The organism is Alphaproteobacteria bacterium, from assembly GCA_016124955.1.
In the GTDB taxonomy this organism is placed as follows: domain Bacteria; phylum Pseudomonadota; class Alphaproteobacteria; order UBA9219; family RFNS01; genus RI-461.
The window spans coordinates 152945-164176 of record WGMR01000003.1 but is presented as its reverse complement, the minus strand read 5'-3'; the positions used below and the strand labels follow the sequence as shown (position 1 = coordinate 164176).

The 11232-nt window shown below is 54.4% G+C and carries 8 protein-coding genes and 1 tRNA gene; 6 read left to right on the top strand and 3 right to left on the bottom strand.

Annotated elements, in window-relative coordinates:
• The first annotated feature begins 104 nt into the window (after nucleotides 1-104).
• From gyrA to GC131_01655, 4 genes are all read left to right on the top strand, one after another.
• Nucleotides 105-2750 carry a DNA gyrase subunit A gene (gyrA, locus tag GC131_01670; protein ID MBI1272780.1) on the top strand — a complete coding sequence of 882 codons (2646 nt, stop codon included), beginning with the start codon at nucleotides 105-107 and terminating at the stop codon, nucleotides 2748-2750.
• Nucleotides 2725-3288: a pantetheine-phosphate adenylyltransferase gene (gene coaD, locus GC131_01665; GenBank protein MBI1272779.1), complete on the top strand. Its 564-nt coding sequence runs from the start codon at nucleotides 2725-2727 to the stop codon at nucleotides 3286-3288. Before gyrA ends, coaD begins: the two co-directional genes overlap by 26 nt.
• Nucleotides 3289-3380: 92 nt before the next feature.
• A tRNA-Lys gene (locus GC131_01660) sits at nucleotides 3381-3456 on the top strand.
• Between the two features lie 66 nt (nucleotides 3457-3522).
• Entirely contained in the window at nucleotides 3523-4614 is a 1092-nt protein-coding gene (locus tag GC131_01655; protein MBI1272778.1) for an NAD-dependent epimerase/dehydratase family protein, read from the top strand.
• A gap of 5 nt (nucleotides 4615-4619) precedes the next feature.
• Here GC131_01655 and GC131_01650 read toward each other — a convergent pair whose 3' ends face one another.
• A complete protein-coding gene (locus GC131_01650) occupies nucleotides 4620-5954 on the bottom strand; it encodes a twitch domain-containing radical SAM protein (GenBank protein MBI1272777.1) in 1335 nt (444 codons plus the stop codon).
• A gap of 61 nt (nucleotides 5955-6015) precedes the next feature.
• On the bottom strand, nucleotides 6016-6846 hold the full coding sequence (locus GC131_01645; GenBank protein ID MBI1272776.1) for a methyltransferase domain-containing protein: 831 nt from the start codon (nucleotides 6844-6846) through the stop codon (nucleotides 6016-6018).
• An 85-nt stretch (nucleotides 6847-6931) separates the two neighbouring features.
• On the opposite strand from GC131_01645, the gene GC131_01640 reads away from it, so the two are divergent.
• On the top strand, nucleotides 6932-8887 hold the full coding sequence (locus tag GC131_01640; GenBank protein MBI1272775.1) for a hypothetical protein: 1956 nt from the start codon (nucleotides 6932-6934) through the stop codon (nucleotides 8885-8887).
• A gap of 2 nt (nucleotides 8888-8889) precedes the next feature.
• On the opposite strand, the gene GC131_01635 is transcribed toward GC131_01640, so the two are convergent.
• Nucleotides 8890-9744, bottom strand: coding sequence for a glycosyltransferase (locus tag GC131_01635; GenBank protein ID MBI1272774.1), 855 nt, complete (start codon nucleotides 9742-9744; stop codon nucleotides 8890-8892).
• 131 nt (nucleotides 9745-9875) lie between these two features.
• Here GC131_01635 and GC131_01630 point away from each other — a divergent pair, with 131 nt between their 5' ends.
• Nucleotides 9876-11222: a radical SAM protein gene (locus GC131_01630; GenBank protein ID MBI1272773.1), complete on the top strand. Its 1347-nt coding sequence runs from the start codon at nucleotides 9876-9878 to the stop codon at nucleotides 11220-11222.
• Nucleotides 11223-11232: the final 10 nt, after the last annotated feature.

Sequence of the window (11232 nt, the reverse complement as noted above, 5' to 3'; positions counted from 1 at the left end):
TCCCCATGATTCCTATTGGTTTTAAGTAGCAGAACGTGACCCAGAACAACGCCGCAGAAACCCCGCCGCCATCCGATATAGCGCCGATCTCTATCGAAGAGGAAATGCAGCGTTCCTATCTGGATTACGCCATGAGCGTAATCGTTTCGCGCGCATTGCCCGATGTGCGCGACGGGTTGAAGCCGGTCCATCGCCGTATTTTATACGCGATGAAGGAGGGCGGGTACGACAGCACCAAGCCTTATAAAAAATCGGCGCGCATCGTCGGTGATGTCATGGGTAAGTATCACCCCCATGGCGATAGCGCGATCTATGACGCGATGGTCCGCATGGCGCAGGATTTCTCCATGCGCCTGCCGCTCGTCGATGGACAGGGTAATTTCGGCTCGATGGACGGCGACCCGCCGGCCGCCATGCGTTACACCGAAGCACGCCTCGCAAAATCCGCCGAGGTCATGCTCGATGACATCGACAAAAATACGGTCGATTTCCAGCCGAACTATGACGGCAACGATAACGAACCCGTCGTGCTGCCATCCCGTTTCCCGAATTTGCTTGTGAACGGTGCGAACGGCATTGCCGTCGGCATGGCTACCAATATTCCGCCCCATAATCTGGGTGAAGTATGCGATGCCTGCGTGGCATATATCGATAACCCGGCCATCGGCATCGACGAGTTGATCGAAATCGTACCGGCGCCCGATTTTCCGACCGGCGGCATCATTCTGGGCCGCGCCGGCGCGCGTACGGCGTTCCATACCGGCCGCGGTTCGGTCATCATTCGCTCGAAAACCGAAGTTGAGGATATCCGCAAGGACCGGCAGGCGATCGTAGTCACCGAAATTCCCTATCAGGTGAACAAGGTTCGGCTGATCGAGCGCATCGCCGAATGCGTGCAGGAAAAGGTGATCGAAGGCATTTCCGATATCCGCGACGAATCCGATCGCGACGGCGTTCGCCTTGTGATTGAACTGAAGCGCGATGCGATGGCCGATATCGTGCTCAACCAGCTTTACAAACACACGCCGCTGCAAAGCAGCTTCGGGGTCAACACGCTGGCGCTGAACGGCGGCCGGCCGGAGATGATGAACCTGAAGGACATCATCAAGGCCTTTGCCGATTTCCGCGAACAGGTTATCAACCGCCGCACCGAATATGAGCTGGGCCATGCGCGCGATCGCGCCCACACCTTGGTCGGCCTTGCCGTTGCGGTTGCGAATATCGACGAGGTTATTGCCCTGATCCGCAAGGCCAGCGATCCGCAAATCGCGAAGCAGCAATTGATGGAGCGGGCCTGGCCCGCAAAGGATGTCGCGCCGCTGATCGCGCTGGTGGACGAGCCGGACAGCATCAAGGACGGCGTTTATAAAATGAGCGAGGCGCAGGCCAAGGCGATCCTCGATCTCCGTTTGCACAGGCTGACCGGGCTTGAGCGCGAAAAGATCGGGAACGAGCTCAAGGACGTGGTGGAGCGCATCAAGGATTACCTCGATATTCTGGCAAACCGCCAGCGCGTGCTCGATATTATGAAAGCGGAGCTGAGCGAAGTGCGTGAAAAGTTCGCGACCCCGCGCCGCACGCAAATAGAAGAACAGGAGTTCGAAACGGATATCGAAGACCTGATCCAGCGCGAAGATATGGTCGTTACCGTCAGCCATGCCGGTTATGTGAAGCGCGTTCCGCTTTCCACCTACCGCGCGCAAAAGCGTGGCGGCAAGGGCCGGACGGGTATGAGCACACGCGACGAGGATTTTGTCAGCGAGATATTCATCGCTTCCACGCATACGCCAATGCTGTTCTTCTCCTCGCTTGGCAAGGTGTACAAGCTCAAGGTCTATAAGTTGCCGCTTGGCAGCCCGCAAGCGCGCGGCAAGGCTTTCGTGAACCTGCTGCCGCTCGAGCAGGGCGAAGCGATCACGACCGTTATGCATTTGCCGGAAGATGAGGAAAGCTGGAACAAGCTTAATGTCGTGTTCGCGACCTCGGCCGGTACCGTGCGCCGCAACCAGCTTTCCGATTTCAGCAATGTTCGCCCCAGCGGTATCATCGCCATGAAGCTTTTGGAAGGCGACAAGCTGATCGCGGTGCAGACCTGTTCGGAAAGCGACGATGTGCTGCTTTCGGCACGTTCAGGCAAATGTCTGCGCTTTGCGATCGCTGACGTGCGCGTATTTTCGGGCCGCACATCCGTAGGTGTTCGCGGGATCAAGCTTGGCAAGAACGATGAGGTTATTTCGATGTCGGTGCTGCGCCATGTCGGTGCGACGGCGGAAGAACGTATTGCATACCTCAAGCAGGCCAAGGCGCTCCGTAATCAGGAAGACGAGGAGGTTGGCGATAGCGACGAAGAAGTGACGGACGCGATTACGCTGACTCCTGAGCGTTTCGAGGAAATGGGCAAGCAGGAAGAGTTTATTCTTACGGTGGCGGAGCGCGGCTATGGCAAGCGCAGTTCGGCCTACGAATACCGCGTTACCAACCGCGGCGGCTCCGGTATCTGGAACATGAAGATGTCGGGGCGCAACGGCAATATCGTGGCGTCCTTCTCGGTCAGCGACGATGCCGATGTTATGCTGGTGACGGATGGCGGCCAGATTATCCGCATGCCCGTCAAGGATGTGCGTATCGCCGGGCGCCAGACGCAGGGCGTGACGATGTTCCGCATCGAGGAAAATGAAAAAGTTGTTTCGGTTGCCTGGCTCGATGATGAAGAGGATCAAGGCGATGGTGCCGCCCCGGAAACCGCATAAAGGCCACCGTACCGGCCTCTATCCGGGCACGTTTGACCCGATTACGCTCGGTCATATGGATCTTATCCAGCGCGCTTCCAAACTGGTCGATAAGCTGGTCGTGGGCGTTGCCCGCAACGCGGGCAAGGAGCCGTTGTTCGATACGCGCATGCGCGTCGATATGGTCAAGCGGGAAGTCGATACGCTTGCCCGCCACGGTGTAAAAAACATCACCGTTTTGCCATTCGATAATCTTTTGATGCATTTCGCGCGCGATCAGGGCGCCAGCGTAATCATTCGCGGCCTGCGCGCCGTCTCGGATTTTGAATATGAAATCCAGATGGCGGCCATGAATTATCGCATGAACGCGGAAATCGAGACCATCTTCCTTGCTGCAACCGAAGGAACGCAGTTCATATCATCCCGCTTTGTGAAGGAAATATCCCGCCTTGGCGGCGATATCAGCCATTTTGTAAGCCCCCGAATCGCCAAGAAGCTGGCCCAGCGGTTTGCAGAGCCGGACGGGCGGCGCAGGGTCAAACCTGAAGTAAGGGATTAAAGGGCCGGTTTTGAGGCTTTGGCATAGGGCTTGGCTGTTGACCTGCCCGCCGCTGGCGCCTATTTTCCCAAACTCTTGTCATAAGCGCGTGTGACCTCGTAGCTCAGCCGGTAGAGCATCTGACTTTTAATCAGGGGGTCGCGGGTTCGAGCCCCGCCGAGGTCACCATTCGTTTAGTTGTTTTTTTATGCGGGATTGTCATGCCCCGCCTGTTCTGAAAGTGCGGAGGTGGATGTGAGCGTTGCATTGATCACCGGGGCAGCCGGGCTGATTGGATCCGAAGCCGCGCGGTATTTTGCCGATAAGGGGTTTGATGTTGTCGGTATTGATAACGATATGCGCAGCTATTTTTTCGGGGATGGCGCGAGCATCGCCTGGAACCGCAGCCGCCTCGAACAGGATCTAAAGTCCTATAAACATGAAAGCCTTGATATCCGAGACCTCGATGCCTTGAAAGCAGTTTTTACCCGCTATAGCAAGGATATAGCGGTTATTATTCATGCGGCGGCTCAACCATCGCATGATTGGGCGGCACGGGAGCCGTTTACGGATTTTTCCGTAAACGCAACCGGGACCCTGAACATGCTGGAAATGACGCGGCAGCATTCCCCGGATGCCGTTTTCATATTCACCAGCACGAACAAGGTGTATGGCGACCGGCCCAATATGATCCGCCTTTATGAAATGCCCACGCGCTGGGAATGTGACGGCAACTCCCCCTATTCAGGCCATGGCTTTGATGAGGGCATGAGCATCGATCAAACCCTGCACAGCCTGTTTGGCGCATCGAAGGCAGCAGCCGATTTGCTTGTACAGGAATATGGCCGTTATTTTGGTCTGAAAACCGCCTGTTTTCGGGGCGGCTGCCTGACGGGGCCGAGCCATTCCGGTGCCCAGCTGCACGGTTTTTTGGCCTATCTTGCGCATTGCGCTGTGACCGGCAAGCCCTATACGGTTTTTGGCTACAAGGGCAAGCAGGTCCGCGATAATATTCACGCCCATGATCTGATCACAGCATTCTGGGAATTCTTTAGCGCACCCGCTACCGGGCAAGTGTACAACATCGGCGGCGGGCGGTTTGCCAACTGTTCGATGCTGGAAGCCATTACGCACTGCGAAAAGCTGACCGGCAGGCCCATGCAGTGGGATTATAACCCCACGAGCCGCAAGGGCGATCATATATGGTGGATCAGCGATACGCGCAGGTTCGAACAACATTATCCCGGCTGGAAACGCCAGTACACGATCGAGAAGACGTTGGAAGAAATTGTGGCGTTCCAGAAAGATTTGCACGGCAAGGCGGGCGAAGAGCGCGTGACTGCATAGCTGCGCTACTGGTTTACGGCCTTTTCAGTTTCAAGAAAGCGATGTGCGCCGTCATCCCACGGTCTGTGGCGGTGCCATATCTCGAACAATTCGGGCAGGCTTTCGCGAATATTCTGTTTGCGCGATTGATCGAGATCATTCGTGTAGCGCACAAAACTTTCGATATCTTCCGGCGTGCCCGGGTCTGCGGCGTTGCGCAGGTATGCGCATACGGCGGGGGCGTCGTGGTTAAACCCGCTTTGCTTGAACAAGGGCTCGCCGGCATGCTTGGCCATGAAGGCTTCAAGCCGTTCGGCAGCCAGATTGCGCGCTTCCTGCGGCAGCAGCTTGGCTTGCAGATATTCCGGCCCGGACAAAATATTGTTCAAATGCGGAACAATGCCGTTTTCGACGCACCATTCCAGCAATAACGTAATATCAAGCGCATTATAGGCCTGAAACACGGGGGAGGCGTGAAACCACAATTTCGGGAAGCGGGCCTTCACGGCAGCAAAGTTTGCGGTGATTGTTTTCCATTTTACGGGGAAACGAATGTATTCCACGGTCTTGCCGTAACCATCGAGGCTCAGGAAAACTGCGGGCTTCTTGAATTGCGAGAACAGGGTGAAGGCATCTTCGCGCAAATTCGTGAAGTTGGTCCATACCGTCAGGTTGATTTCTGGGGCTTTGCCGCTATCGACAAAGTACTGCAGCAGCTTTTGCTGGGTCTGGTTAAGGGTCGGTTCACCGCCCGCGATTTGTATGGATTCGGTTTCATGGCAAAATTCCGTGAGCTCGCCCAGCAACTGTTCCGCAAGCGACCAATCGTCGCCAACGTCCGCAAAACGGTGATGCGTTTCGGGCGTTATGCTCCGCGAGCGATCCCAAGCGACATGGACGGCGTCGCGTGCAATTTGCGAGCTGTGCAAATGGTCGCAACTGCGGCAACGCAAATTGCAAATATTCCCGAGCCGCAGATCGAAATAGACGGGCTTTTCGGCGGTGAGGCCGGCGGCGATGGAGTTATCGACCCGTTCAACCAGCGTTTGCCCGCTTTTGAGATTCTTAAAGTTTACATTGGCCCAGTCGCGATAGCTTAAGATGCCCCGCCCCTCGTTCTGGTAGCAAACGGCGCAGTGCGGAATTTGCTTGCCATCAAGTAGATCGCGCCTGATGCTTTTATAATCTTCGCTGTTCCATATTTCTTCAAGCGTGTGCGTACGCAGGCTCATCACCTTGCCTTCGGCGTCATGAATGTCCTTTTGGGCCACGCAGCAAATCGTGGCATCGCCATTTGGCCTGGTAAACATGTGCACCCAGGGTAATGCACAGAATGTCGGAGATGATGTTTTTTGGGTCATGTGTATTTGTCTTTCATGGATATGCTAAAAGTATAAGTGTTATGCCTGTTGCGCAAGAGCGCTAGGGACTGGCGGATATGGGCTGACCCCTTACTATCTCAAAATCTTTATTTACCCATTTAAAGGGGTGCTTCAGATGTTCGGCCAGAAGGCTGGCGGCAAGCTGATCTATGTGCTGCGTATTCGTGATGCCATGGATATCTTCGGGGCTAATTTTGGCCTGTTTCGCAAACAGCTTGAGGTTGCCTAAATTATAAAAAGCGTAGCCGTGTTCCTGTGCGATCTTTTCCAGCCCTTTGTGCGTGTAAAAGAAAATATGCTGGCTGCCGTCAATATACCACCAATCTATGCCCTGGCCTTCCCACAACTCGGTTGTAAAGAAAATATAATCGACGTTCGATGCAAAAAATCCGCGTATTTCCACGGCGGGCTGCTCCATATGCTCGAACACTTCGGTCGTGAGAATTGCTTTCCATGGCCGGCTATCCGGCGCGCCAAGGAATTTGTCGGCGAAGTAGGGGGTCACATACTTGTCGTAAGCGAGCACATTGTATCCACGATCACGCATCAGCCGGGTGAGCAGCCCGGAACCTGCGCCGTAATCCAGGATTGGCTGCTCGTGGTCGATGCTGAGTATGTGAAAATACGCAGATAGCTTCAGGGAAAGCAGCATACAGCGTTGACCGGCCCCGACATCATTCCCGATGCCCGGCCCCGCCGCGTATGACTCGCTGAGCCAATATGGCTTTTCCGTCTGCAACGAGCCGCAGCCACTGCACTGGAAGTAGGCAACCTGATGCTTGCCAAGCGTAAGTTTCTTTGCATAAAATTCTGTGGGTTCTCCGCATAGACGGCAGGGCTCTTTTTTCATGCCGGAATGATGCTCTGCCATATAAGATTCTGCAAGTGATCTATAGACATTCTGGCTGGATTGCCCATATATTCTGCGGTCTATTCATTGACGGGACCACGTATTGATGCATACAGGAAATTTGCAGGCTGCCAATAAGGTCGTCGTTTCAGCCCATCCGGATGCCCAGAATCAGCGCGCTCAGCTGGTCGAATTGCTTCAAAAAATCCGTGCCTGTCTTCGTGACTTCAATGCCACCGACGAAGAGGTTGCTTGCCTGCGCGGTCTGCGGCTTGAACTTGCGGGCCTCTATCTGACCGCTCCGCTGGATGCGATCACCGAAGTTCATGGCGGGCGTTTGGTGGAGGCGCATAACTGGTTTTATGCCGGCTATTACGGCTCCGCCATAAATTTGTTGCCGCAAGAGCCGGCCGAAAGCGAACTTCTGAATTCTGCGGCAAAAGTCCTGATTGAGCGGCCGGACACGGATGAAGCCATGCGTGCGCTGCTGGTTTGCGAAATTCTGGCGCCCGCTTACAAAACCGGCATGGCGGCCACCGCCGAACATTATCGCGGCAAATTCGGACTGCGTTTTTTGCGATACTGGCTGAGATATTGCAGCATTTTTTTCACGCAAGAAGACGCGGACGCACATTACGTTTTTTCTGCGCGTGAATGGACCAACTTTGCGGATTGCCTGCCCGGCTTGGAAAGCTCACAGCAGAAGCTATTGCTAAACGATATACCGGAGATGATTAATATTGCCGGTATCTATACGCTTGACCATGAAGCACTTGATCTGATGAAGGCATTTGGCCGGGTCAGGCAGGCCTATATGCAAATTTTGCAGGAAGTCGAGCCGTGGACGCCGTCCGTCGTTAAGAACAAGAAGAAACCCAAGATCGGCATCCTTGTCATGGGCGTTTTGCGGATGCATGAGCATTACATGCTGCTTGCGCATTTGCGCGCTATGCAGGAGCTGGATGCCGAAATTATTGTTTTTAGCGCAAACCCGGTCGAGAGCAGGTTCGCCGGTTATTTCAGTTATTTAACGGACGATCACGTGCCAATAAAAAACCGGTTTTTGGGAATAATCAGCCCGTACTGGAGCCGCCTCGTTATTTTGAAAGGGCATGGCTTGAAGGAAAGCGTCGAGCTTATTCGCAAAGAAAATCTGGATTTGATGCTACTGGCCGATGTGATTCTTTTTGGCGAGAAATGTTCAATGTTGTCCTCCACGCGCCTGGCGCGGCGACAGGCTACGCTTGCATGCTGGTCCGTCGCCAGCGCAAGCATGCCGGATACCATCGATACCATGATTACAAGTGAATATACGGAGCCGCCGGGCCGTGACCCGAAAACGGCGTATGGGGAGCCGAATGTTTATGTATTTCCCGGCCCGATGCAGGTTTTTGATTATGCGGGTGATTTGGTCCGGTCGCAGGGCCAGTTTAACCGCAAAAGTCTTGATGTCGATAAATCACAAGTGCTTTATGCCAGCACATCCGCGATGCTGAAATATTCGACGGATGTCATTGAAGCGTGGTGCGAAATTTTGCGCCAGGTGCCGAACTCTTCTTTGGCGATATTGCCCTACAGCCCCAACTGGCATCTGCACAGCAGCAACCTTTCGGATTATATTCTGATCCAGCGTTTTATGAAGGCCGCAAAAGACAGCGACATGATCAAAAGAATTCGCGTGCTGAGGCCGATGCACAGAAATGACATAATAAACCTGATGACAACGGTCGATGTGTATCTCGATGCCTTTCCGTTTACCGGCAACATGGCGATAACGGAACCGTTGCTTGGCGGAGTGCCCATTGTGGCAAAACGCTGCAACACGCAGCGCGGGTGTCAGGCGGTTTCGCATCTCTTGGCCGTTGGCGCGGAAGATGGAATTGCAGAAACGGTTGAGGATTATGTTTCGATCGCCGTGAAATTCGGGCGCGACGCAAAGGCGCGCGGCAAGGTAAGAAGGCAGATCAGAAAAGCCTTGAAGACCGGAAGCAATCACGCCTTTGATGTTGAAGGCTTTGCGCAGCGCTTTAACCCGGTGATCAGGCAAATCCTGTCGGAATAGCGCTAGCGGCGTTGGCGAAGAAACGCCCGCACTTCCTTCCATGTGTGATGCGGCAGAGAAAGAAGGCTTATAAACATCATGGGCCAGTCTTTATCGCGCCAGTCAGCGCGAAGGGCGCGCATGCAGTTGTGCCACAGCCGGACGCGCAGCAGATCATAAAGGGCGCGCCATGTGCGAATGGGAAACAGAATAACCCAAGGATGGCGGTACCATGCCCAGTGGGTATGCAGGGCGCTTTTTAGCGTATCTTCGCGCAGGTGGAATGCCTGCGGCCTTTGGTCGTACACGATCATGCCGCCGTTCGAGCGAACGCGATGGCATATGTTGCAATCTTCCCCGTTCGCACGCATGCGCTCGTCGAAGCCGCCAAGGCCGAGGATCACCTTTCTGTCCACGAGCGTGATGGATCCGCAGACATGATAGGGGTTGAGGATCGCGCGGCGGCCCTGGTTCTGTTGCATGTGTTTGCAGCGCCACTGGTCGCCCAGCGTGACTTTCACGGTTTCTTCCAGATGCCCGCCATATATGATCGCGCCCGGGAATTCCTGCAGCAAGACCTGCCATTGTGCGCACCAGTCCTTTGCGACGATGACATCGGCATCGATTGAAGCGACAAATTTGTTTCTGGCTTCCTGCAAGCCGCGGTTTCGTGCGGCTCCCAGTCCCTTGTTCTTTTCCTGCTGGATCAGGCGAATGGCCGGGTAGCGCTTGGCAATTTCCGCCGTTTTGTCGGTGCTGCCGTCATCGATCAGCAAGATTTCATCAGGGGCGGGGTCTGACGCAAGAAGGGATTCGAGGCAACGGGCGATGTACTTTTCGCCATTGTAGCAAGGGATATAGACCGAAAGCGGCAGCATGTTTCAGGGGTGTATTCTGGTTGAAAGGGGGCCGAAAAGCCGGTACTAATGCAAATGTTAGTTTACGGCCCTGAATCGGGCAATTGCTATTTTTTCACCCGGTTTGTTCGCGACCCTTTTTGGAGCGCCATATGAAAGTCCTTTTCAGTAACCCGCCATATTGGCCCGATCCTGCCACGGCTGATCCTGAGCAGCTTGCGAAGGGTCTGACGTTGGGCGCAGTGCGTGCGGGTTCACGCTGGCCGCATACGATCTACATACGCAGTTCGCCCGACAAATATGTTTTTCTCGATTACCTGCCGTATCCGTTCTTTATGGGTTACGCGACCACCTATGCGGGCCGCGAGACCGGCGCCAAAACCACGATGCGCGATTCGATCGCTTTGCGTGAAAGCTATGACAGTTATTTCAAGCATTTGCAGGAAGAAAAATACGATGTGATCATTATCGAGTCTGCCACGCCGAGTTGGGAGCATGACGGGCAACTGATCCGGAAAATCAAGAAGATGCTGCCCGATACGCGGATTGCGCTTGCCGGGCCGATCAGCAGCAAGGCTAGCAAAATTCTGGAAGATTTCCCGATCGTAGCCTGCATCAAGGGCGAATATGAAAAGGGGTCGGTCAAGGTCATTCAAGGCGCCGAAGGTGTGCTGGAAAGCAATTTGCTGACGCTTGAAGAAATGAACGCTGCACCTTACCCGTATTACGACGATACGATTGCGCATCGTTACTGGGACGGCAACCCGATGGGGCAAATCGCGCCGCATGCACATGTGTGGTCAAGCCGTGGTTGCCCTTTCAAATGCATCTTTTGTGTCTGGCCCGCAACGATGACGGGCGATGATCCGTACGGCGACAACAAGCGATCGGTGCGTCATTATAGCCCGGATTATATGCAAGGCTTTCTTGAAGATATTGTCGGCCGTTACAAGTTTAAATCCATCTACTTCGATGACGACACGTTCAACCTCGGCAACAAGCATGTCTTGAACATGTGCAAGGTTATGGAAAAGATCAATGTGCCGTGGTCGGCTATGTGCCGCGCCGATACCTGCCGCCTTGAAAGCTGGCAGATCATGAAGGATGCGGGGTGCTTCGGGGTCAAAATCGGCATTGAGTCAGGCAACCAGTGGGTGGTCGATAATATCGTCAACAAGCATCTTGATCTCGATTACGCCCGCAAGGCTATCCTTGAATGCAAGCGTGTCGGCATTACGGTGCACGGCACATTCACCTATGGCCTGCCCGGCGAAACGCGCGAACAAATGCTTGATACCAAAAAGTTCATCGCTTCACTGCCGTTCGATACCTATCAGGAATCGGGTACAGCGGTTATCGAAGGCACGCCGCTCGAAAATGTCGATACCGAAGCCGTGCACAAGAACTTCCCCGGCACCAAGACCGGTTCGCCTTACGAAATATCGACCGACGGCGGGAAAAAGTGGCGCGAACTGGCGCAGACCTTGCGCGACGCTTAAGCGGCGGGTT